The organism is Oceanospirillum sanctuarii (genome assembly GCF_002150805.1).
GTDB classification, from domain to species: domain Bacteria; phylum Pseudomonadota; class Gammaproteobacteria; order Pseudomonadales; family Halomonadaceae; genus Oceanospirillum; species Oceanospirillum sanctuarii.
Genome location: NZ_MTBA01000003.1, coordinates 486,792 through 508,470, shown reverse-complemented (window position 1 = coordinate 508,470; position 21,679 = coordinate 486,792). Strand labels below are relative to the sequence as shown.

Annotated in this window: 22 protein-coding genes; 10 read left to right on the top strand and 12 right to left on the bottom strand. The window is 51.8% G+C overall.

All coding sequences use genetic code 11. The features are described from left to right. Positions 1-38 precede the first annotated feature (38 nt). Positions 39-932 (top strand): SDR family oxidoreductase, encoded by an 894-nt coding sequence (locus BV405_RS06110; protein ID WP_086479965.1) that lies wholly within the window; start codon positions 39-41, stop codon positions 930-932. 84 nt (positions 933-1,016) lie between these two features. Here BV405_RS06110 and BV405_RS06105 read toward each other — a convergent pair whose 3' ends face one another. The 6 genes from BV405_RS06105 to BV405_RS06080 all read right to left on the bottom strand — a co-directional run bounded on the left by BV405_RS06105 (position 1,017) and on the right by BV405_RS06080 (position 8,587). Next, positions 1,017-2,693, bottom strand: a complete 1,677-nt coding sequence (locus tag BV405_RS06105; protein ID WP_217895581.1) for a SulP family inorganic anion transporter — start codon at positions 2,691-2,693, stop codon at positions 1,017-1,019. Between the two features lie 259 nt (positions 2,694-2,952). After that, positions 2,953-3,339 (bottom strand): RidA family protein, encoded by a 387-nt coding sequence (locus BV405_RS06100; protein WP_086479964.1) that lies wholly within the window; start codon positions 3,337-3,339, stop codon positions 2,953-2,955. Between the two features lie 130 nt (positions 3,340-3,469). Continuing rightward, positions 3,470-5,608, bottom strand: a complete 2,139-nt coding sequence (spoT, locus tag BV405_RS06095) for a bifunctional GTP diphosphokinase/guanosine-3',5'-bis pyrophosphate 3'-pyrophosphohydrolase (protein WP_086479963.1) — start codon at positions 5,606-5,608, stop codon at positions 3,470-3,472. Positions 5,609-5,683: 75 nt separating this feature from the next. Next, the gene (gene rpoZ / locus BV405_RS06090; protein WP_086479962.1) at positions 5,684-5,926 is read right to left on the bottom strand and encodes a DNA-directed RNA polymerase subunit omega; all 243 of its coding nucleotides are present in this window, start codon (positions 5,924-5,926) and stop codon (positions 5,684-5,686) included. Between the two features lie 113 nt (positions 5,927-6,039). Continuing rightward, positions 6,040-6,693 (bottom strand): guanylate kinase, encoded by a 654-nt coding sequence (gene gmk / locus BV405_RS06085; protein ID WP_086479961.1) that lies wholly within the window; start codon positions 6,691-6,693, stop codon positions 6,040-6,042. Between the two features lie 142 nt (positions 6,694-6,835). Beyond that, positions 6,836-8,587 carry a diguanylate cyclase gene (locus BV405_RS06080; RefSeq protein WP_086479960.1) on the bottom strand — a complete coding sequence of 584 codons (1,752 nt, stop codon included), beginning with the start codon at positions 8,585-8,587 and terminating at the stop codon, positions 6,836-6,838. Between the two features lie 304 nt (positions 8,588-8,891). On the opposite strand from BV405_RS06080, the gene BV405_RS06075 reads away from it, so the two are divergent. After that, positions 8,892-9,761 (top strand): AraC family transcriptional regulator, encoded by an 870-nt coding sequence (locus BV405_RS06075; RefSeq protein WP_245832252.1) that lies wholly within the window; start codon positions 8,892-8,894, stop codon positions 9,759-9,761. Positions 9,762-9,777: 16 nt separating this feature from the next. Here the strand turns inward: BV405_RS06075 and BV405_RS06070 are convergent, their stop codons facing one another. From BV405_RS06070 to BV405_RS06060, 3 genes are all read right to left on the bottom strand, one after another. Next, positions 9,778-10,530, bottom strand: coding sequence for an HNH endonuclease (locus BV405_RS06070; protein WP_086479959.1), 753 nt, complete (start codon positions 10,528-10,530; stop codon positions 9,778-9,780). A 124-nt stretch (positions 10,531-10,654) separates the two neighbouring features. Continuing rightward, entirely contained in the window at positions 10,655-10,867 is a 213-nt protein-coding gene (locus tag BV405_RS06065; RefSeq protein ID WP_086479958.1) for a hypothetical protein, read from the bottom strand. Positions 10,868-10,993: 126 nt separating this feature from the next. Further along, positions 10,994-11,857, bottom strand: coding sequence for a YicC/YloC family endoribonuclease (locus BV405_RS06060; RefSeq protein WP_086479957.1), 864 nt, complete (start codon positions 11,855-11,857; stop codon positions 10,994-10,996). A gap of 400 nt (positions 11,858-12,257) precedes the next feature. Between BV405_RS06060 and rph the strand changes: the two genes are divergently transcribed. Then, positions 12,258-12,980, top strand: a complete 723-nt coding sequence (gene rph / locus BV405_RS06055) for a ribonuclease PH (RefSeq protein WP_086479956.1) — start codon at positions 12,258-12,260, stop codon at positions 12,978-12,980. Positions 12,981-13,339: 359 nt separating this feature from the next. On the opposite strand, the gene BV405_RS06050 is transcribed toward rph, so the two are convergent. Then, complete coding sequence (locus BV405_RS06050; protein ID WP_086479955.1) at positions 13,340-14,101, bottom strand: exodeoxyribonuclease III; 762 nt, start codon at positions 14,099-14,101, stop codon at positions 13,340-13,342. Between the two features lie 90 nt (positions 14,102-14,191). Here BV405_RS06050 and pyrE point away from each other — a divergent pair, with 90 nt between their 5' ends. The 4 genes from pyrE (at position 14,192) to BV405_RS06030 (ending at position 17,587) form a co-directional block, all read left to right on the top strand. Beyond that, positions 14,192-14,839: an orotate phosphoribosyltransferase gene (gene pyrE / locus BV405_RS06045; protein ID WP_086479954.1), complete on the top strand. Its 648-nt coding sequence runs from the start codon at positions 14,192-14,194 to the stop codon at positions 14,837-14,839. A gap of 135 nt (positions 14,840-14,974) precedes the next feature. Beyond that, positions 14,975-15,523, top strand: coding sequence for a YfaZ family outer membrane protein (locus BV405_RS06040; RefSeq protein ID WP_086479953.1), 549 nt, complete (start codon positions 14,975-14,977; stop codon positions 15,521-15,523). Positions 15,524-15,601: 78 nt separating this feature from the next. Then, positions 15,602-16,966, top strand: a complete 1,365-nt coding sequence (locus BV405_RS06035; protein WP_245832251.1) for a deoxyguanosinetriphosphate triphosphohydrolase — start codon at positions 15,602-15,604, stop codon at positions 16,964-16,966. 156 nt (positions 16,967-17,122) lie between these two features. Next, the gene (locus BV405_RS06030) at positions 17,123-17,587 is read left to right on the top strand and encodes a PaaI family thioesterase (RefSeq protein ID WP_245832250.1); all 465 of its coding nucleotides are present in this window, start codon (positions 17,123-17,125) and stop codon (positions 17,585-17,587) included. A gap of 129 nt (positions 17,588-17,716) precedes the next feature. On the opposite strand, the gene BV405_RS06025 is transcribed toward BV405_RS06030, so the two are convergent. Further along, a complete protein-coding gene (locus tag BV405_RS06025) occupies positions 17,717-18,148 on the bottom strand; it encodes a DUF423 domain-containing protein (protein WP_086479951.1) in 432 nt (143 codons plus the stop codon). Between the two features lie 180 nt (positions 18,149-18,328). Here BV405_RS06025 and thiS point away from each other — a divergent pair, with 180 nt between their 5' ends. The 3 genes from thiS (at position 18,329) to trmB (ending at position 20,293) form a co-directional block, all read left to right on the top strand. Continuing rightward, complete coding sequence (gene thiS, locus BV405_RS17770) at positions 18,329-18,529, top strand: sulfur carrier protein ThiS (protein WP_217895580.1); 201 nt, start codon at positions 18,329-18,331, stop codon at positions 18,527-18,529. A 69-nt stretch (positions 18,530-18,598) separates the two neighbouring features. Then, positions 18,599-19,396: a thiazole synthase gene (locus BV405_RS06020; protein ID WP_217895579.1), complete on the top strand. Its 798-nt coding sequence runs from the start codon at positions 18,599-18,601 to the stop codon at positions 19,394-19,396. Positions 19,397-19,507: 111 nt separating this feature from the next. Beyond that, the gene (gene trmB, locus BV405_RS06015; protein WP_086479950.1) at positions 19,508-20,293 is read left to right on the top strand and encodes a tRNA (guanosine(46)-N7)-methyltransferase TrmB; all 786 of its coding nucleotides are present in this window, start codon (positions 19,508-19,510) and stop codon (positions 20,291-20,293) included. Positions 20,294-20,362: 69 nt separating this feature from the next. On the opposite strand, the gene BV405_RS06010 is transcribed toward trmB, so the two are convergent. Then, complete coding sequence (locus BV405_RS06010; RefSeq protein ID WP_086479949.1) at positions 20,363-21,577, bottom strand: polyhydroxyalkanoate depolymerase; 1,215 nt, start codon at positions 21,575-21,577, stop codon at positions 20,363-20,365. Positions 21,578-21,679: the final 102 nt, after the last annotated feature.

Genomic DNA, 21,679 nt, shown 5'->3' with positions numbered 1-21,679 from the left:
TTAATCAGATAATAGAGATTCCCGGGGAGAGAAGAAAGATGAGTGCTCAGGAGATTTTGATCGTAGGATGCGGCGATATTGGCAGCCGTACTGCCCGTCGACTGTTGACGGAGAGTCATCAGGTGCATGGCGCGCGCCGCAATCCGGAGAACCTGCCGGAAGGCGTTCATCCCGTTCAGCTGGATGTGGCAGATGCTGAATCCTGGCAGGCGCTGTCTGATAATTCACCGACTCTGAAGCCGGATTACATCATCTATTCGGTTGCCGCTGGTGGTTTCTCTGAAGAGTTCTACAAGAGTGCTTATGCCGAAGGCGTTAAACAGATGCTGCGCTGGCTGAAAAAATCCAAGCACACACCCAAGCACATTCTTTTTGTCTCCAGCACCAGCGTCTATGGTCAGACTGAAGGCGAGACGGTAGACGAGAATACCGTGCCGCATCCATCGGGCTTTGCCGGCAGCATCATGCTGAAAGCGGAAGAAGCCCTGCGTAAGAGCGGTCTCAATCATACCTGTGTTCGTTTCTCCGGCATCTATGGTCCGGGACGGGATATGCTGATTCGTCAGGTACGCCAGGGTCGTATCGCCCCTGAAGTGCCAATTAAGTATACCAATCGTATTCACAGTGAAGATTGTGCCGGTGTGCTGGCGCACTTAGTCGGCATGGTGGAAGCAGGTAAAACACCGGCACCGGTTTATCTGGCCACCGATAACGGTTCTGCACCGCTGTTTGATGTGATGAACTGGATGGCAGATGTATTGCAGGTCACACCAACAGAAGTGGTGGAATCCCCGACCCGTCGCCGCACCAGCAAGATCTGTGATAACAGTCTGTTGCTGAGTACCGGTTATGAGTTTACCTACCCGACCTATCGGGAAGGATATCGTGAAGCGCTACAGGAAGTTAAAGCTCAGATTAAAGCGGAATCCTGATTCCCTGCCCCAAGAACTCATTACAAAAACATAATCGTTCACTCTGAAAGCACAGGCTTAACTCAAGCCTGTGCTATGCCTTGTTCAAGCCTTTTCTGGCGAGTCCTTAGCTTCGGCACCAATATTTTTCAGTGCCGCCTGCAGAGCTTCTCGGCGGGATTTACAGTCGTTCTCTTTCGGGATCATATTCAGCACACCCAGTTTACCCAGCTGCTCGCGGGTGCCTTCATTCGGGCAAAGCAGGAAGACCTCGCACTGAGTATCCCGGGCGTCTTTCACCGCATTTTCCAGTGCCAGTGCCACTGTTACGTCGATCATAGGCACATCGCTGAGATCCAGAATCATCACCTTGTAATCGGCGATGGCGGCATGCTGACGAGAGATCGCCTTGGAAACACTGAAGATCATAGGGCCGGAGAGGTAGAAAAAGAGCACCTGTCCCTGTGCCTGATCCAGCATCGCTCGCTCATCGTCGCTCAACGGTACACTGTTATTGTCGGAGTCACTGATCGCCTTAACCTGACGCTTCTGCTCGCGGCTCAGCTTTTCGATAATAATAATGTTGGAGATAAAGACCCCAAGGCCAACCGCCGCAATCAGGTCGACGAAAACTGTCAGCAGCATCACGCCATACATAATCGCCATGCCCGGCAGGCTGACTTTATGGGCGCGCTGAATAAAGCTCCAGTCCAGAATATTGAAACCCACATAAACGGCGATACCCGCCAGAACCGCCATCGGAATCGGTTCCGTCAGTCCTCCGGCAATCATCACCACCAGGGCCAGAACCAGAGCGCGAACCATACCTGAAACCGGAGAACGCGCACCTACCTGAATATTGGTCACTGTGCCCATGGTGGCACCGGCACCGGGCAGAGCACCAAACAGGCCGGAGATCAGATTCGCCAGACCCTGGCCCCGTAGTTCCTTGTCCGAGTCATGTTCATTTCGGGTCAGGGAGTCGCCGATAACTGCTGTCAGCAGGGTATCGATACACCCCAGCGTACCCAGTACCAGTGCGTCGATCACCATTGCGGTAAACATCTCGGCATTGATATGGGGAATAACGAATGATGGTAGTCCGGACGGGATTTCCCCGATCCGGCGAACGGTTTCGGTATCAAACAGCAGCATCGACAGCAGAGTAATCGCAACCAGAGCCACCAGTTGCGGCGGTACATATTTGCGGTATTTCTCCGGGAAGAAGAAGAGTACGCCAAGGGTCAGAATGCCAAGGAAAAGCTCGCCCCAGCGAATATTGGACAGGGTTTCCGGCAAGGCTGCCAGAGTTCCGATAACACCACCGGGAGGAGCCGGAGAACCCAGTAAAGGCGACAGCTGAAGAATAATCAGAATAACCCCGATGCCGGACATAAAACCGGATACCACACTGTAGGGCATCAGGGTGACGTATTTGCCCAGCTTGAGGGTACCGAGAAGGATCTGAAAGGCACCGGCCATCATCACCACGGTAAAGCTCATCGCCATACCGGATTCAGGATACTTAGCCATCATACTGGTCAGAATGGCCGTCATGATCACGGTCATAGGGCCGGTGGGTTCGGAAATCAGGGTGGTCGAACCGCCAAAGAGTGCCGCAAAGAAACCAACCATAATGGCACCCCAGAGACCGGCTTCGGCACCGGCTCCGGAAGCCACACCAAAGGCCAGAGCCAGAGGTAGGGAGATAATGGCCGTGGTGACGCCGCCAAAAATATCGCCTTTGAGATTAAACGCAGAAAAACGCTGGTCGGTTATCAATGAACACCCCCGGTTTTGTTATTAGTAGGATTAGGGCAATAGTAAGAGTAAGGCTTAGCTTCAGCTGATGGTAAGACGTTATCACACCAAAGCTGTTTGCCAAGGCTTGCTGTTATTTTAAACGGGAACCGGCGTGATCGGGCACTGAAACTAAAAAAATGGCCGCAATCTGAAAGAATGCGGCCATTTTTTTGTAGATGCGTCCTCGATTCATTTCGCAGCGTAATTCGTTATCCGGTTTACGCTACGAACCGCTGAATCAGGAAAGCACAACAATCCCTTCGATCTCTACCAGAGAGCCTTTCGGCAGCTCCTTAATACCTACCGCAGCACGAGCCGGGTAAGGCTGCTTGAAGAAGCGGCCCATCACTTCGTTAACGGTAGCGAAGTTGGATAGATCCGTCAGATAGATATTCAGTTTAACCACATCAGACAGTTTGCCACCGGCTGCTTCAACCACGGCAGAGATGTTTTTGAACACCTGTTCAGTTTGCTCAGCAAAATCATCAGAGATGATTTCCATGGTTTCAGGAACCAGCGGAATCTGGCCGGACAGGTAAACGGTATCACCCGCTTTAACCGCCTGAGAGTAAGTGCCGATTGCTGCTGGTGCTTTATCAGTATGAATTACGCCTTTATTGCTCATTGCATTTCTCCGTTTCTTATTGCTTTACGCTTATCTTTTCATGGTTTCTGTACAAATTGCTGCTTCAGAAACCGAAACAGCAGATCACGAGGATCTGCTGTTTGGGGAAAGTGAAGAATCAGGTTGTCGCTTAACGCCGTGCGCGGGTGATGCGGTTGACGTTGGTCAGCTTCCGGATACGGCGCATCACTTTCGCCAGATGCACCCGGTTGGTGATGCCCATTTCGATATTCACCATGGTCAGACGGGCATCCCGCTCTTCCGTGGTGATCTTTTCGATATTGGCGTCCGCCTCTGTGATCAGGGCGGCCAGAGAGGCAATAAAGCCTTTCTGATGTTCTGCTTCAACGCGAATCACCACAGTGAAGTCGCCAGTGACACCTTCTGACCAGTCCATCGGCACGCAACGGTTGCTGTCATCACGGATATCCGCGATGTTGCGGCAGGTATCCATGTGAATCACGATACCGCGACCACTGCTGATATGACCCAGTACCGGATCGCCCGGAATCGGATGGCAGCAACGGGCGTAAGAGGTGACCATGCCCTCGGTGCCACTGATCGCCAGCTTGTTGTTGGTGGATGCCGGAGTCGGGTCCTGCTCGGCTGAGTTACCTTCCTGACCAATTAAGGCACGGGCAACACCAAAGGCCATGCGGTTACCCAGACCGATAGCATCCAGCAGATCCTGTTCGGTTTCGTACTGGAACTCTTTCAGCAGGGCTTCAATCTGGCTCTTCGGAATATCGTCATATTGCTTATCGAAGGCATCCAGCGCCTTGTTCAGCAGGCGTTTACCCAGAGAGACGGATTCCGCACGTTGCTGGTTCTTCAGGTAGTGACGGATCGCGCTTCGGGCTTTGGCGGTAGCCACAAAGCTCAGCCAGGCCAGATTGGGTCGGGCGCTTGGCGCAGTAATAATTTCTACCGACTGACCGCTTTCCAGATGGGCGCTCAGCGGCGACAGACGACGGTTGATACGGGCTGCCACACAGGAGTTACCCACATCAGTATGCACCGCGTAGGCAAAGTCTACAGCAGTTGCACCGGATGGCAGTTCCATAATGTCGCCTTTCGGCGTGAACACGTAAACCTCATCCGGGAAGAGATCCATCTTCACGTGTTCAATAAACTCTAACGAGTTACCGGCTCGTTGCTGCATCTCCAGCAGACCTTTAACCCACTGGCGGGCACGGGCATGACTGGCTCCTGTCATGCCTTTTGCGCTCTCTTCCTGCTCTGATTTGTACAGCCAATGAGCAGCGATGCCGTTATTGGCCATCGACTCCATCTCGCGGGTACGGATCTGAACTTCGATCGGAATACCGTTCATGCCGATCAGAGAGGTGTGCAGCGACTGATAGCCGTTGGCTTTGGGAATAGCGATATAGTCTTTGAAGCGACCGGGAACCGGTTTGTACAGATTGTGAATCGCACCCAGAATTCGGTAGCAGGTATCCACTTTGTCGGTGACGATACGGAAACCGTAAACATCCATCACTTCTGAGAAGGACTTACGGCGGGCGCGCATCTTACGATACAGGCTGAGCAGGTGTTTTTCACGGCCAAAGACCTTGCCGCCCAGCTCCTCTTCGTCGATACAGGTCTGCAGCGCGTTCTGAATCTCGCGGATCACCTGTTTACGGTTACCACGAACACTCTGTACCGCACGTTTCAGGCGCTCATAGCGCATCGGGTGCATACCTTCGAAGCCCAGCTCTTCCAGCTCGGTTCGTATGGTATTGATACCCAGACGGGCAGCAATCGGCGAGTAAATATCAAGGGTTTCACGGGCGATGCGGCGTTTCTTATCCGGACGCAGCGCACCCAGAGTTCGCATATTGTGCAGACGATCCGCCAGTTTCACCAGAATCACGCGGATATCCTTCGCCATGGCCAGAGCCATCTTCTGGAAGTTTTCCGCCTGGGCGAGGGCTTTATCCTCGAAGTGAATCTGTGTCAGCTTGGACACACCATCCACCAGATCAGCGACGGTTTCACCGAACTGTTTGGCAAGGGCGTCTTTGGTGACCGGGGTATCTTCAATCACATCGTGCAGCATGGCGGCCATCAGGCTCTGATGATCCATGTGCATATTGGCAAGAATGGTGGCAACCGCCAGCGGGTGAGTCACATAGTGCTCACCGCTGCGGCGGCGCTGGCCATCGTGGGCCTGCTCGGCAAAATAATAAGCCCGGCGAACCTGCTGAATCTCTTCAGGCTTCAGGTAGCCACGCAGGCGGTCCACTAAGTCTTCAATGGTTGACACAGTGCAGCTCCTTAAACTGATTTGTCTGAAAAGCTGCCGGAAAAAACGGGTTTAATCTGTGCCAACATAGGCGACTTACTCCTCGTCGTCACCCTGGAATTCACGACCGATCGCTTCAGGATCACGCAGCAGCTTGCTGGTTACGTGACCTTCTGCAATTTCGCGCAGCGCCATAACCGTTGGCTTGTCGTTTTCCCATGCCAGCATAGGATCTTTACCACCAGTGCTCAGCTGGTGAGCACGTTTGCTGGCAACCATTACCAGTTCAAAGCGGTTTTCTACGTTTTCTAAACAATCTTCAACAGTGACGCGAGCCATTTGGTATCCCCAAATTAAAAAATTACAACCAGCAGAGAATCGCCCAGTTTACTGAATTACGGCTTTCTCTGACAAGAGATCAACGACAACTTAATCCCGCAAACGGCGGGCTTTTAAGCCAAAAGATCGCTGATCAGCTGACCCTGACGCAGCTGCTGGTTTTTCAGGAGCTGGCGCTGGGCAATAATAACAGATCGCAGCTCGTTCAGAGCGACTTCAAAGCGATCATTGATGATGACATAGTCATATTCATCGTAATGGGACATTTCGCTTACCGCCTGAGCCATACGGCCAGCGATAATTTCTGCAGAATCCTGACCACGATTGTCCAGACGCTCCTGCAGTGCTTCTTTGGATGGCGGCAGAATAAAGATGCCCACCGCTTCCGGCATCAGTTTGCGAACCTGCTGCGCACCCTGCCAGTCGATCTCCAGAATGATGTCGGTGCCGGCATTCAGCTGCTCTTCCAGCCAGATGCGCGATGTTCCGTAAAAGTTACCGAAAACCTCGGCATGTTCCAGAAAAGCGTCTTCAGCCAGCAGCGCTTTAAACTGATCAACAGAGACAAAGTTGTAGTTCACGCCATCTTCTTCACCGGGACGGGGAGCACGGGTGGTGTGCGACACGGATACTTTAATATGGCGGGTCTGTTCCAGCAGAGCGGTAACCAGACTGGATTTACCGGCACCTGATGGTGCAGAAACGATATAAAGTGTGCCCCTGGAGTTGTTTTCCCCTGGATTCTGAAGCGCAGAGTTCTGAGACATGTCGGATTCCTAAAGCCTGTATTCTGAACGTGGATTTTATCGGTATTGCACGCCAGATGCGACCTTGGCGGCAGGTTAGGAAAGGCTGCGTCAGGAAAAAATGTGCAATGGTGTGCTTTTGAGTCTGCTGTCTTTCGCCAGTTTATTTACCGGCAGTTAAAGCCTGATTGAGAGCAGGCTCCGGCTGAACATTGGAAAAGCGTACGCAGTTCCGGCCGGAATGTTTGGCTTTATACAGGGCGATATCCGCCAGATTGAGCGCACTGTCGATGGTTTCCCGCTGGGTATCGATGGCAACGCCACCAATGCTGACCGTGAAATTCAGCGGCTCCCCTTCCGGCTGATCAAGGCAGGAATTCTCAACGGAACGCCGGATTTTCTCCGCCATGTTTTCAGCAGCTGGCAGAGAGGTCTGAGGTAGCAGGATGACAAACTCTTCGCCACCGAAACGGGCGATCAGATCCCCTTCCCTGCTGTGCAACCGAAGCAGGTCTGACAGGGCGACAATCACGCTATCACCCACCTGATGGCCGAAACTGTCGTTAATATTTTTAAACTTATCGATATCCAGAATCAGTAGTGACAAGGGGCTGTGATTGTCTTTCGCCTGTTCCAGTTGGTAGTTGGCTTCGGTATAGAAATAGCGGCGGTTGTACAGGCGGGTCAGAGGATCGGTCACTGCCAGCAGCTTGAGTTCATCCTGCGAGGCTTTGATATCTTCCAGCATCTTGATGCGGTAGGAGATGATGAAGGCCAGCATCAGCGACTCCAGCATGATACCGATGCCGACACCGTGGCTGCTGATGTAGTTAAAGCTGATGATCCCCTTATAGAAGAGCACGGCCACACCGCTGAACAGCACAAAGAGGCTGTGACCGATGAGAAAATATTTCGCCAGCGGATCGCCCTTTCTTACCAGAGAGATGCTGACCGATATTGTTACCAGCATCATCAGCGCAGCAAGCGAGCTGGCGTATTTCAGAGCACCAACTATATCGAACAAGCCGTAGGTAAAATCGATCGCCAGTAGCAGCAGAATAAACTGCAGGAATTTGTGTTCGGTTCTGAAGCGTTTTCCGGTCTGGAAAATATCCATCATAAAGAGGATCAGAAAGATCGGCATCGAGATCAGCGTCAGGTGCATGCTCAGGGTTCGGGCCCCATAAATATCAAACAGGCTGGCAAACAAACCGTAAGAGAGTGCAACCCACACGCACCCGGAAATCAGATACAGGGAGTAGTAGATATTCTCTTTTTTGTTGGAGGAGAAATAGAGCAGAAAGTTATAGATTACCAGCGCCAGTAAGATGCCCACCATCAGCGCGATATCGTTGTGCGCGCCGATGCCTAAAAGAGCGCGGCGGGATTGATCTTCATCCAGTATCAGCAGGCTGAACCACTGGTGAGAAAAAGAGACGCTGTTAACGTACAGCTCCTTGGTTTCCCCCGGAGCCAGCGGAAACTCAAAAATCGCACTGCCGCGATACATCAGCGGACTTTTGTCTGCCTGATCAAGGTTCAGAAACTGGCGTTTAAAGCCATCACCGACCTGTTCATAAAAATCTACCTGCCGGTTGTGATAGGCATAGGGATGGTGCAGAAACAGGCGACGGGGCTGATCGGTGAGGTTTTTGATCTGAATTTTCGACCAGGTCGTTTTTGCTCCGGTACCCAGAGAGAGTTTGTTGGTGGAATCCGTGAAATCCTGCTGACGGACCTCTTTAAAGCTCATGGAACCGGAGTGATCAACAAAGTAACCCATCTGAAAATGGGTCAGGTTGACACTGTCGCTATCCACCAGCACCGTATGATTCGATGCCAGAGCCTGCGGAGTCGAAACGAGGTAAGTGGTAAAGAAAAGGATAAAGACGAAGGCTCTTACTAATCCCGCCATGGCAGAGTTCCGTTCTGTAAATAACCCGAGGCACTAAGCGCTGTTTACGCGATGCCGAAAGCCTGCCTGTGAGGATAGCAGAGGCGGCTAATTAAGAAGTATCTGTCTGATAAGTATGCCAGATATTGCGGGAGTTACACCGAGGGTTTTTACTGGTTTTATATTTGGTCATCGATAAAGCGCAAGATGGGTCAGGTTGTCGATGCCGTCTCATCGCATACTGGCGTCAGAAGGTGGTTCCTTCCGCAGAAATCAGGCTTTTAGCCGACAGTAAACATCATCAGACAAGATATCAGGGGACTGAGTGAATCAGGCAAAACAGCGCTATCAGCAACGTATGTTGGCGGTATGTGATTACATCTACCAGCATCTGGATCGTGATCTGACTCTGGACGAGCTGAGTCAGGTAGCGCACTTTTCCCGCTACCACTTTCACCGCCAGTTCAGCCAGTTTATGGGCATGAGCGTCACCCGCTTTGTGCAGCAACTGCGACTGAAACGGGCCGCCTACCAGCTGGCCTTTCAGCCGGATCGCACCATAACCGATATCGCCTTTGATGCCCGCTTTGAGCGCCCGGAATCCTTTACCCGTGCCTTCAGACGGGGTTTTGCTCAGTCTCCCAGCGAATTTCGCCATCAGGCCGATTGGATGCTCTGGAACCGCCACTACCAAAATCCGACACCAGAACATCAACAGGAGACATCTGTGGACGTTAATATCGTGACCCAACCCGAAATACAGATCGCCGTACTGGAACACAAAGGCCCCATGGAAACGGTGATGGCCTCCGCCGGAAAGTTTCGCCAATGGCGTATCGAAACCGGCTACTCCCCCATCGCCAGCTGCAAAACCTTCGGCATCATTCTGTGCGACCCGAAAAATACCGCACCGGAGGATTTCCGCTTTGATATAGCCGGAGAAGTCCCGCAATCGGTTCCGGAAAATACCTTTGGCATCATCAACAAAACCATGGCCGCAGGCCGCTGCGCGGTAGTGCGCCACCACGGCCCCCACGAAGGGCTGGATGCCAAAGTCTATTACCTGTACGGGCAATGGTTACCGGAAAGCGGCGAAGAACTCCGTGACAGTCCCTGCTACTTCCACTACCACAACTTCTTCCCGGAAGTGGATGAGCACGAACTGATAACGGATATTTATCTGCCGATTGTGTGAGGGCGTTGATGCAGGATCAGGGCTGGAAGATTTCAGTCCTGTGAAATGCCAATGCTTCAGCGCATGGAGCTAGTTTATTCGGCATCAGAATTTGCTGACCAGCAAAGGCATCAAAGCTGTCACGGGCAAATTGAGCATCGAGCTTGAGCAGCTTTGGCGATAAAACAACTTCACGGTGCTCATTAAGCGTCAAAAGCCCCTGATCAAAGGCGCGGTCATGGATGCTTGATAAAGAAAGCCCGTTCTTGGGATCAAGTCTTCGATTTTGGTGATCTGTATTCCGCCAAGGGATGATATGGCTAGCGACCAAGAAGGTGGTGTTATCAATGCCGGTGATGCAGCATTTGTGATCGTACGCACTCAACACAGATTTCCTAAAGAAACTCTGGTTTCTTCTTCCCTTCGTGGTGATCGTATATTCGCCGGTGTCTTTTTCGTCGAGATCAGGTACTGGCGGTGCTATCTGCTGCTGTTCTAAAAGTTGCTCGCTCTGATCCAGAAAAGCTTCCCAGTCACCGCTGACTTCCTGCCAAACTTCACGATCTAGCGCAGATGCGCTTTTCAAACCGCTTCGCCCAGAATCTCGGATATCTGGATCAAGACTTGCGATATTGCACAGTTTCATCGCCAATGCAGAAGGAGTGCGTCCAAGCTTCTTAGCAACTTCGATAATACGGGGTTGATGCTGATGGAACTGCCCGAAGGGCAGTTCACAGTAGATGCGAAGGGCGATATAAAGCTCTTCCTTAGTCCAATTTCGGCGAGCCATGGTTCGTCCTTGGTTAAACTTGTTAGTGAGACAGTAGTTTTAGTTGCTGCAAGAAGTCACTGATATCCCGTTTAGAACTGTCTGTCACGGACTCATCTGTAGTTTTAATCTCTGAGTATTCATGTCAGTTGTGGTCTAGTTCTGGGTCATGATTGTCAAAATAGGCTGTAGGTTGATCAAGCTGCTCGGCAACGAAATAAACTCCGTCGATTAGATATGCTCTGATCTGTTCCTCAATGACGGAAACCGGCTGCTGTAGCGTGTTTGAAAAATTAACGGCCTGCCAGTTTTTGTTATTGCTGGCATCGCGGTACAGATACTCTAGCACTAGATTCATTGCAGATTACCTAGCCAATGGGTTGATAGGCTGAGTATTGCCAGGATGATATGTATTATCCAGAGGTTTTGAGGGAAGGTAATTTGAAAAGGAGCCATTCGGCTCCTTTTTGATTCGGTTTTCAGATCACTCGATATTCTGGATTTGCTCGCGCATCTGCTCAATCAACACTTTCAGCTCCACGGCACACTGGGTTGTCTCGGTGACGATGGATTTTGACGCCAGTGTGTTGGCTTCGCGGTTCAGTTCCTGCATCAGGAAGTCGAGGCGACGGCCGACGGGTTCTTTCTTTTTCAGGGTGCGGCGTACTTCGTTAACGTGGGTTTCCAGTCGGTCGAGTTCTTCGGCGACGTCGGTTTTGTTTGCGACGAGAACCATCTCCTGCTCAAGGCGGGCGGGATCAAGGTCATCTTTGATGCTGTCCAGCTTGTCCAGAATCAGCTGGCGCTGGCGCTCCAGAATCCCCGGTAGTGCGGCGCGTACCTGTACGACGATGGCGTCGATGCCGTCCAGTCGCTGGTTGATCAGGTTGGCCAGTTCTTCCCCTTCTCGGGCGCGCATGGCGATCAGGTCTTTCAGGCCCTTTTTGTACAGCTCAAGAGCGGCTTTTTTCAGCTGATCAGCGTCGACTTCTTCATTCTGCAGTACCCCCGGCCACTGCATGATCTGCAGCGGGTTGATAGAGCCCGGTTTGCTCAGGTGGCTGCTGATGGTTTCTGCGGCGCTGGCCAACTGCTTCACCAGCTGTTCGTCGATGTTGAGGCTGTCGCTGACCTGTGCCGGATGGAAGCGCAGTACGGATTCCACTTTGCCCCGGTTCAGGCTTTTACGCTGCAGGTCACGGATGGCAGGTTCCAGCTCGCGCAGGGTGTCCGGCAGGCGGAAGTGAGGTTCCAGAAAGCGTTGGTTAACCGAGCGGATCTCCCAGCTGAGAGTGCCCCAGGGATGCTGTTCTTCCTGACGGGTAAAGGCGGTCATGCTGTGAGTCATTGTGTGCTCCGGTCGGATGTTGAGGAGGTTGGGCTGATGTGTGGACGGGATCAGCACCATCTTCAGTCTTTTTATGTTGGCGCTAGTTTAGCGAAAGCGCGGGTCAATGTTTAGCATGCTCGGACAATGAAGCAGAGGTAACCGCTGTCCGTTGCGGGAAAGTCACTGCGGGTGAAGGCTTAACGTGTATAATTGGCACATCTGATCTTAGCGCTGGTGCTGTCAGGATGATGATCCTGTTTCGGTTTGGTCACGCCCGCAGGCATCAGCGTCATCAATTTTAGGCTTCTGGCCTGCTACGGTTTGCTTAGCTTTGTAAAAGTGAAATTCGCTAAGCGACGAAACAATTCTTCGGTTTTAACCCATTTGATTTCCGATTAAATAAACGAAAAGGTGTTCTATGGTTTCTCGTCCGAGCGGACGTGCATCTGATGCGATGCGCGAGGTGAAAATCACCCGCAACTATACCTGTCATGCAGAAGGTTCTGTGCTGGTTGAATTTGGTAATACAAAAGTGATCTGCACGGCATCGGTTGATGCTTCTGTACCGCGTTTTCTGCGCGGTAAAAATCAGGGCTGGGTAACGGCGGAATACGGCATGCTGCCCCGTTCTACCGGTAGCCGTATGGGTCGTGAAGCGGCTCGTGGTAAGCAGTCGGGTCGTACTCAGGAGATTCAGCGTCTGATCGGTCGTTCCCTGCGCGCAGCGGTAGATATGGCAGCTCTGGGTGAACACACGATTCAGATCGATTGTGATGTGATTCAGGCTGATGGAGGCACCCGTACCGCGTCGATCACAGGTGCCTGCGTGGCACTGGTGGATGCGATCCGTTGGATGCAGCGCGAGAAGATGATCAAGGGTGATCCGCTGAAGCAGATGATCGCTTCTATCTCTGTGGGTGTTTACAAAGGTAAGCCGGTACTGGATCTGGATTATCCGGAAGATTCCTCTGCTGAAACCGATATGAACGTGGTGATGACCGATCAGGGCGGCTTTATCGAGGTTCAGGGCACTGCAGAAGGCGCGCCTTATACTCAGGAAGAGCTGTTGGCGATGCTGGAGCTGGCGAAGAAAGGTTGTAACGAGTTGTTTGAGATTCAGCAGCAGGTGCTGGCAGAGTAATCTGCCACCTGTGATGCTGTTTGCCTGAGTCAGCTGTAACCAGATGGGTAGCAGGCTGAATTGTCAGGCATGAAAAAGCCCATGTCGTTATCGCATTGCGAAATCGGCACGGGCTTTTCTGTATCGACAGCTTTTATTTCGACAATGTCGGAATAAAAGCTGTTGGCATTGTGGATATTCCGAAATGCCGTCTGCACCTTCTGGGCGGCGATTCATTGTGATTTTATTCACGCCGCGTTCATCGTAAGCCAGAACCCTGCTTTTTGTGTTCAGTTTGATCATCGTCCGGGTCGGAGATCTGAAACACAAAAAGTCCGGCAGGTGCAGTTTTCTGTCTGCTTTATCAGCTGTGACAGAAATTACAGGTCAATATCGTACTCTACCACCAGAGGGGCAAACTCTGAGAAGCTGGCCTGAGTATCAAACCAGGCGTTTACGATATTGCGGCGCATGTTCGGGCCGGTTACCTGATAGTCGATACGCCAGCCATCCTGACGGTTACGGGGCTTATCCAGCTCCGGATACCAGGAATACTGACCTTCTTCACGATTGACTTCACGGAAGGCATCCAGAAAGCCCATTGGCCCGAATACCTGATCCAGCCAGGCGCGCTCAACAGGACGGAATCCCGGAGTGTCCTGGTTGTTAGCCCAGTCCGCCAGATCGATGGTTTTATGCGCGATATACCAGCTGCCGCAAATGATGTGCTCACGGCGCTTACGGCGCAGTTTTTTCAGATACTCGTTGAACTGCTCCATAAAGGCATATTTTGCCTGAGGGTCGCTGTTGTCCGGCATCAGAAAAGAAGCGATGCTGACTTTATCGAAATCTGCCTGAATAAAGCGGCCTTCAAAATCCGCCTGCTCAAAACCAAGGCCTGTCATGATCGCTTTTGGCAGTTTACGGCAATAAACACCAACGCCGCCAAAGTTGTCCTGATCTGCATCGAAAAAGTAGCCTTCATAGCCCTGCGGATACAGAACTGAATCGTCCAGTTCATAGGACTTGGCCTGCAGATTCTGCACACAGATAACATCTGCGTCTTGCTGCTGAAGCCAGTCCAGAAAGCCTCTGTCTACGGCCCGGCGAATGCCGTTTAAGTTAATGTTGATGATCTTCATACGTGGTTCCTGCTACGACGAGCGTGTATGATACCCGAGCTTTAGACGTTTTGGTAAATACTCAGCAGCCAAATCTACCGGAGTTTATGAATGCAAGACTACCAGCGCGAGTTTATTGAATTTGCAATTGAGCAAAATGTACTACGTTTCGGCGAATTTACCCTCAAATCCGGCCGAATCAGCCCTTATTTCTTTAATGCGGGTTTGTTCAAATCGGGTCAGGCTTTAGCCCGCTTAGGCCGATTCTACGCGCAGGCGATCTCTGCATCAAAAGTTGAATATGACGTCGTGTTTGGTCCTGCCTATAAAGGTATCCCGCTGGCGGCTGTAACGGCTGTTGCGCTGGCGGATCATCACGACCGTGATGTGCCTTATGTTTTCAACCGTAAGGAAGCCAAAGATCACGGCGAAGGTGGTGTTTTGGTAGGCGCGGACCTGGAAGGTAAGGTACTGATTATTGATGACGTGATTACCGCAGGTACTGCCATCCGTGAAGTGATGCAGATTATCGATGCCAATGGCGCACGGCCGGGTGGCGTAGTGATCGCTCTGGATCGTCAGGAGCGCGGCAAGGGTGAACTGTCTGCGATTCAGGAAGTCGAACGCGATTTCAAGATGCCGGTAGTGAGTATCATCACGCTGGAACAGGTACTGCAGTATCTGGATGAAAAAGGTGATGACAACGCTCAGCAACACGCTGAAGCGATCCGCAACTACCGCGAACAGTACGGCATCTGATTTTATCCGGTAATGAAAAGCGCTAATCAGGCATTTTGTTAGCGCTTTTTCAGTAACTCTGGATGACGTATATTAGCACCCATCAGAATTCTTCAGTTTTTACTTAATCCGCTTAACAACTTTCCGAGGTTTGTGATGAAACGACTGGCTTTAGCAGCGCTAACAGCAGGGATGACGGTGTCCGCTCAGGCAGCCACTATCGATGTAAACATCAATAATGAAACGATCCGTGCTGAGTATGATGCTCCGCTGCCACAGAATCGCCTGAACATGGCGGTTGGCGGTCTGTATCACGAAGAAGTTAACTCAGATATTTTGGTTGGTCACGTTGGTCTGCATACTCAGGAAGATACAGCAACTTACAGTGTGGGTGTTGGCGGGCGTGCTTATGCTGTGACAGGCAGTGGTGATGTTGATGGTTTGGCTGTAGGTTTCGGTGCTCAAGGGAGTATCGCTTTCGAGCAGATTAAACAGGTCCGTTTTGGCGGTCATATGTATTTTGCTCCTCGGGTGATCTCTTTTGGTGACCTCGATGGCATGACGGATATGTCACTGCGTGCATACTATCAGGCACTGAAAGATGTTGATGTGTATCTGGGCTGGCGTAAGCTGGAAGTGGATGTGGGCGCAGGTTCCAGTGATCTGGAAAGTAGCCTGAACTTCGGCTTTATCATGAACTTCTGATCAAAAGTTATTTGATCTGAGGCGAAGTTAGCTTCAATCTGTTGGCTGATGACGATGCTTTTTTTAAGGGGCAGAGGAATGAGTCAACAGAAGATGTCCTGGCAACGGCTGCTCTCCAGTCAACGCCTGAAAGGTACGTCCCGGCATGGAATCGATGATGTCGGGCGTTCCCCCTTCCATAAAGACCACGACCGTGTGGTGTTTTCCGGTTCCTTCCGTCGCATGGGGCGCAAAACCCAGGTTCATCCCTTTGCGGAAAATGATCATATCCATACCCGTTTAACCCACAGTCTTGAAGTGGGCTGTGTTGGCCGAAGTCTCGGCATGATGGTTGCCGATAGTCTTCGGCATCAGCTTCCTGAACATATCTCCCCCGCCGATCTAGGTGTCATCGTGCAGAGTGCCTGTCTGGCGCACGATATTGGTAATCCGCCTTTTGGCCATGCCGGTGAATACGCTATTCGTGACTGGTTCCTGCAGGCAGAAAAGCAGGGGCGACTTGAAGGCCTGACCAATGAGCAGAAAGCCGATCTGATCACCTTTGAAGGTAACGCGCAGGGCTTTCGTATGGTGACTCAGGTGGAATACAACCAGTTTGCCGGTGGTATGAAGCTGACCTACGCCACACTCGGTACTTTCCTGAAATATCCCTGGACCGCTTCAAACGCTTCGATGCCCAGCAATATGAAAAGAGCAGGTAAATTCAGCTGTTATCAGACCGAACTGCCTATGCTGCAGGAAACCGCTGAAGCATTGGGTTTGATTCAGCTGGCTGAGCAACGCTGGTGTCGCCATCCGCTGGTTTATCTGGTGGAGGCAGCGGATGACCTCTGCTACGCGCTGCTGGATCTTGAGGACGGTCTTGAGATGGACATTCTGGCTTATGATGAAGTTGAAAGCTTGCTGCTGCAGATCGCTGGTGGTGAGCCGGAAGGATACGCACAGCTAGCCAATGCCTCCAATCGTCGTCGTGTTGCTGCTCTTCGTGGCGCTGCGATGGAGCAGGTGGTTGCAGCGGTTTCCAAAGCCTTTGTTGCGCATCAGGACGAACTGCTCACAGGACAATTTAATCAGGACCTGATCGAAGTTTGCCCACCGGAGATCGCTCAGGGTGTTGCTAAGGCCAAGCAGATGGCGCAGCAACGCATCTTTGATCATCCACGCAAGGCAAAACTTGAGATCGGTGCGTACACCACCCTTGGTGTCCTGCTGGAAAGTTTCTGTGGTGCGGTGGAAGAGCTGAGTCAGCTGAAAGCAGCAGGTTCCGACGCACCTTTGAGCTTTAAACATAAACGGGTGTTGTCGTTGATCGGGGAGAATATTCCTGATACCGGCTGGAACCGTTACGAAGCCTATCGTCGGGTGCTGGATTTTATTGGTGGCATGACCGACAACTACGCGGTGGATCTGGCTCAGGAGATGGGTGGCCGTCTGAATGGCTGATGTAGTAGTTAATTTAGTATGTAGTTGATTTAGCAGATGTCTGAATGAGTGAGTGAATAGCAGAGCTGTGAACCAAGAGTCACAACAGACACTGGGCAGAGACTTGTTCGCAGCGGCATACTGAGATGCATAATAAAAACAGGCTCAGGAGTCGTTATGACCGCTGCTACAGCAATTACAAAAGCATCATCTGCAGGACAAACATGCCCAGACACCGTAATGACGGTGGACGAGATAACTCAATTTTTGCATCAGGAGTTTCCCCAGCATATCGGTGTTGTGACCAAAATGGGTAAGAACAACGCCGTGATGAGGCTGGATGTGGATGATGCCCATCTGCGCCCCGGCGGTACCGTTTCCGGCCCGACCATGATGGCGCTGGCGGATATCTGCCTCTATGTTGCGATTCTCGGTCAGATCGGGCCGGTTGCACTGGCAGTGACCACCAACCTGAATATCAACTTTCTCCGAAAGCCGGAACCGGCAAAAGCGATTATCGCCGAAGCAAGCCTGCTGAAACTGGGTAAGCGATTGGCAGTAGGTGAGATCAGCATTTTCTCTGAAGGTGATGATGAGCCGGTGGCTCATGTCACTGCGACCTATTCGATTCCGCCTCGGTAGGCGTACTTGGCGTAGAAGGCGGTCATTCCCACGCGGAGCATGGGAACGAGAGGAAGGTTGCTTTCTGATCCATGGTGGCTCCTGTAAGGACTGGCTCCCACGCTCTGCGTGGTAGCCCCCATGCGATCGTCAGCGTTTGTGCTGATAAAAGCCGTAATGCGCCAGACTCAACCAACCCAGTGCCATCAGAAAGCCGCCTGTTGGCGTGATCGCCCCTGTCGCGAAACCCAGTAAGTGTTTGCCATAAATCCCGCCGCTAAAAGCAAAAATCGCCAGTAGAAAGAAAAGACCGGGCAGAAGACTTAACCAAGCCATCGGTTTACCTTGTCGCAAAGCACCTCCTGCAATCCATAAACTGACCGCCAGCGTCATGCTGTTAAATTGCTGATAACGTACCGCGGTCTGCAGGCTGTTCAGGATGTCGGGATCGGCACTGCTGAAACCATGACTCAGCCAGGCATCCAGAAACACACCGGAAGCACCGAACAGTCCTGCCAGTAGCCACAAAAGACCGTAAAAATAAAAAAGCGCTTTTTTCGGCGTTTGTGCGGGATTTTGCATCAGGTATCTCCAGATTAGAGGCCGCAAAGCCGGAGGTTTGAGGTACAATGTCAGCCTTTTTTCAGGTCAGTGGTAGCCTCGTGAAAATCGTCGAAGGGCAATATACCCTTCCTCGCTTCGGATTTCACAGCCGCTGACGAAAACGCGACATACTAACCGACAGATCAGGTAGCAAAAGCGATGCAGATACTGGTTAATGGTGAGCCAAAAGAGCTTTCCGGTCAGGCGACACTGGCGGACTTAATCGCTGAGATGGAGTTGACCGGTAAGCGGATCGCAGTGGAGATTAACGCTGAGATCGTGCCCCGCAGTCAGCATGGTGAAACCGCGCTGAACGAAGGTGATCAGGTTGAGATTGTCCACGCCATCGGTGGTGGCTGATTAAGTATTGAGCCAGAACTCTCTACCGCCATACGGAACATAATAAACACAGACAAGGGTAAACATTCGATGACCGCTTCGAGTAACAACAAGGATCTTCTGACCATTGCAGGAAAAAGCTACCAGTCCCGTTTGCTGGTAGGCACCGGTAAATACAAAGACCTGGAAGAGACCCGTCTGGCGATTGAAGCCAGTGGTGCCGAGATTGTGACCGTAGCGGTGCGCCGTACCAATATCGGGCAGAACCCGGGGGAGCCGAATTTGCTGGATGTGATCACTCCGGACAAGTACACCATTCTGCCGAATACCGCCGGTTGCTATACCGCAGAAGATGCGGTGCGTACCTGTCGTCTGGCCCGTGAATTGCTGGATGGCCACAAGCTGGTGAAGCTGGAAGTTCTGGGTGATCAGAAAACCCTGTACCCGGATATGGAAGAAACCCTGAAGGCGATGAAGACCCTAATCGCGGATGGTTTTGACGTTATGGTTTACTGCAACGATGATCCGATCGCTGCGAAAAAGCTGGAAGATATGGGTGCCTGCGCCATCATGCCACTGGGCTCTCTGATCGGTTCCGGTCTTGGTATTCTGAACCCACACAACATCCGCATCATCATGGAAAGCGCTAACATTCCGGTACTGGTTGATGCTGGTGTTGGTACTGCGTCTGATGCGGCTATCGCTATGGAGATGGGCTGTGAAGCCGTACTGATGAACACTGCGATTGCTGCCGCGAAAGATCCGGTACTGATGGCTTCTGCGATGCGTAAGGCGATCGAAGCCGGTCGTGAAGCTTATCTGGCTGGTCGTATGCCGCGTAAAAAATACGCCAGCGCTTCTTCCCCGCTGGAAGGCCTGATCGACTGATTCAGTAAGCCGGATTGATCCGTAGCCACTAAAATGAAAGCAGACCGGGCTCGGTCTGCTGACTGTTTCAATACCCGTTTAATCAACACCATACAGGTTTAAAGAACGACAATGTCTGATGCAACTGATGCTCAAAACCCGAATCAAGCTGTCAACGAGGCTGAGGTTTCTGAGCAGCCGGTAGAAAGCCAGGAAAGAAAAGAGAACGAAACGCCTGAAGAGCATAAACGCCGTATCCGCAGCTTTGTACTGCGTACCGGACGTATGACGGCCGGTCAGCAGCGTGGCATGGACGAGTTCTGGCCGAAGTGGGGCCTGACCCTGGAGCAGGGCGCTATCGACCCGCAACAGGTGTTTGGCCGTGAAGCACCTCTGGTGATCGAGATCGGTTTTGGTATGGGCCACTCCCTGTTCGAGCAGGCGAAAACCATGCCGGATCACAACTTTATCGGCATCGAAGTGCATACCCCTGGTGTCGGTAAACTGATGGCTGAAGCCGGTGATGCCGGTCTGACCAACCTGCGTGCTTATGAAGATGATGCGGTTGAGATTCTGAACCAGTGCATCCCGGATGGTTCTGTGGATCTTCTGCAGCTGTTCTTCCCAGACCCTTGGCACAAAAAACGTCACCACAAGCGTCGTATCGTGCAGCCGGAATTTGTTCAGCTGGTGCGTAAGAAACTGAAAGTAGGTGGCCGTTTCCACATGGCAACGGACTGGGAAAACTACGCCGAGCACATGGTGGAAGTGATGCAGGTTTCGGAAGGTTATGAAAACACCGCGACCGATGGTGTTTATGTACCGCGTCCGGATTCCCGCCCGATCACCAAGTTTGAAAAACGCGGTGAGCGTCTGGGGCACGGTGTTTGGGATATCATCTACCGCAAGGTGAACTGATCATCGTCGATCAGACCCTGAGAGCCAAAATGAAAGCCTCGTAAACTTAGTTTACGAGGCTTTCTGCTTTCAGGCCTTCTGCATAAAGGCCTTAATCTCTGGGGCAATCTCTTCCCGGAAACGGCGGCCATTAAAGATACCGTAGTGACCCACGCCCTTTTGGATGTAGTGCTGGCGCTTGGCTTTCGGGATTTTGGTCAGAATGTCATGGGCGGCTTCTGTCTGTCCCATACCGGTAATATCGTCGTTCTCCCCTTCAATGGTCATCAGCGCCGTTTTCGTCACCGCAGTCGGGTCGATCTTTTTGCCCTGATAGGTCATCTCACCCCTTGGCAGATCATGATCAAGGAACACCTTTTTGATGGTTTCCAGAAAGAAGGGGGCAGGCAGATCCATCACTGCCAGATACTCGTTATAGAACTTGCGGTGCGCTTCGGCACTGTCGCCATCGCCTTTGATCAGGTCGCCAAAGAACTTGAAATGTTTATTCACATGGCTGTCGAGGTTCATGCTCATAAAGCCGGATAGCTGGATAAAGCCGGGATAGACCCGCTGACCCGCACCGGGATAACCCTCCGGAACTGTGCAGATCACCTGATCCTGAAACCACTCGTAATCCTTGCCGGAGGCGTAATCGTTTACCTCCGTTGGATTCTTGCGCGTATCAATCGGGCCGCCCATCAGAATCAGGGATTTGGGTGCGCAGGGATCTTTTTGCTCTGCCATTACCGTGGTGGCAACGATAGCCGGTACGCTAGGCTGACAGACTCCGATCACATGGGTGTCCGCACCTAGCAGCTGCAGAAACTCGATCAGGTAGCGCACATAGTCATCAAAACTGAAGCTACCCTCTTCCAGCGGTACTTCCCGGGCGTTAACCCAGTCGGTGATATAAACCTCATGGTCGGGAATAAACTGTTCAACGGTTCCCCGCAGCAGGGTGGCGTAATGGCCGGACATAGGTGCGACAATCAGTACTTTGGGGTGCTGATACTCACCTGAGCGGCGGAAATGCAGCAGATTGCAGTACGGCAGGGTGTGGATAATCTCTTCACGGATACGCACCTTCTGACCATCAACTTCGGTAAAAGGCAGTTCAAAGCTGGGTTTTTCGTAGTTATCGGTGCAACGCTCGATCAGTTCAGCAGCCGCAGTCAGCAACTTACCGGTTTGAGTGATACGCAGAGGATTCCAGGGCAGTGACAGCTGTTTTCGCCAGGCCTGCGCCCAAAGGTGGATGGGTTGAGCAACCTGACTGTAACTGTGATGCAGTTTATAGAGCATGACGGAGTCCTCTGTGTTTTTAGCTGGCTTATGTTGTTATGATTATTTGTGCGTCGCAGCATTACTAATAATAGACACAGAGGTAAAGCAGGCAAAGGTTTT

What these genes read in the sequence shown, in the direction of transcription:
- BV405_RS06110 (WP_086479965.1), top strand. Translation starts at nt 39, where the DNA reads ATGAGTGCTCAGGAGATTTTGATCGTAGGATGCGGCGATATTGGCAGC.
- BV405_RS06100 (WP_086479964.1), bottom strand. Translation starts at nt 3,339, where the DNA reads ATGAGCAATAAAGGCGTAATTCATACTGATAAAGCACCAGCAGCAATC.
- BV405_RS06035 (WP_245832251.1), top strand. Translation starts at nt 15,602, where the DNA reads ATGAGTCAACAGAAGATGTCCTGGCAACGGCTGCTCTCCAGTCAACGC.
- BV405_RS06030 (WP_245832250.1), top strand. Translation starts at nt 17,123, where the DNA reads ATGACCGCTGCTACAGCAATTACAAAAGCATCATCTGCAGGACAAACA.
- BV405_RS06025 (WP_086479951.1), bottom strand. Translation starts at nt 18,148, where the DNA reads ATGCAAAATCCCGCACAAACGCCGAAAAAAGCGCTTTTTTATTTTTAC.
- BV405_RS06070 (WP_086479959.1), bottom strand. Translation starts at nt 10,530, where the DNA reads ATGGCTCGCCGAAATTGGACTAAGGAAGAGCTTTATATCGCCCTTCGC.
- BV405_RS06065 (WP_086479958.1), bottom strand. Translation starts at nt 10,867, where the DNA reads ATGAATCTAGTGCTAGAGTATCTGTACCGCGATGCCAGCAATAACAAA.
- gmk (WP_086479961.1), bottom strand. Translation starts at nt 6,693, where the DNA reads ATGTCTCAGAACTCTGCGCTTCAGAATCCAGGGGAAAACAACTCCAGG.
- thiS (WP_217895580.1), top strand. Translation starts at nt 18,329, where the DNA reads ATGCAGATACTGGTTAATGGTGAGCCAAAAGAGCTTTCCGGTCAGGCG.
- BV405_RS06010 (WP_086479949.1), bottom strand. Translation starts at nt 21,577, where the DNA reads ATGCTCTATAAACTGCATCACAGTTACAGTCAGGTTGCTCAACCCATC.
- BV405_RS06040 (WP_086479953.1), top strand. Translation starts at nt 14,975, where the DNA reads ATGAAACGACTGGCTTTAGCAGCGCTAACAGCAGGGATGACGGTGTCC.
- pyrE (WP_086479954.1), top strand. Translation starts at nt 14,192, where the DNA reads ATGCAAGACTACCAGCGCGAGTTTATTGAATTTGCAATTGAGCAAAAT.
- rph (WP_086479956.1), top strand. Translation starts at nt 12,258, where the DNA reads ATGGTTTCTCGTCCGAGCGGACGTGCATCTGATGCGATGCGCGAGGTG.
- BV405_RS06050 (WP_086479955.1), bottom strand. Translation starts at nt 14,101, where the DNA reads ATGAAGATCATCAACATTAACTTAAACGGCATTCGCCGGGCCGTAGAC.
- BV405_RS06060 (WP_086479957.1), bottom strand. Translation starts at nt 11,857, where the DNA reads ATGACTCACAGCATGACCGCCTTTACCCGTCAGGAAGAACAGCATCCC.
- trmB (WP_086479950.1), top strand. Translation starts at nt 19,508, where the DNA reads ATGTCTGATGCAACTGATGCTCAAAACCCGAATCAAGCTGTCAACGAG.
- BV405_RS06080 (WP_086479960.1), bottom strand. Translation starts at nt 8,587, where the DNA reads ATGGCGGGATTAGTAAGAGCCTTCGTCTTTATCCTTTTCTTTACCACT.
- BV405_RS06020 (WP_217895579.1), top strand. Translation starts at nt 18,599, where the DNA reads ATGACCGCTTCGAGTAACAACAAGGATCTTCTGACCATTGCAGGAAAA.
- rpoZ (WP_086479962.1), bottom strand. Translation starts at nt 5,926, where the DNA reads ATGGCTCGCGTCACTGTTGAAGATTGTTTAGAAAACGTAGAAAACCGC.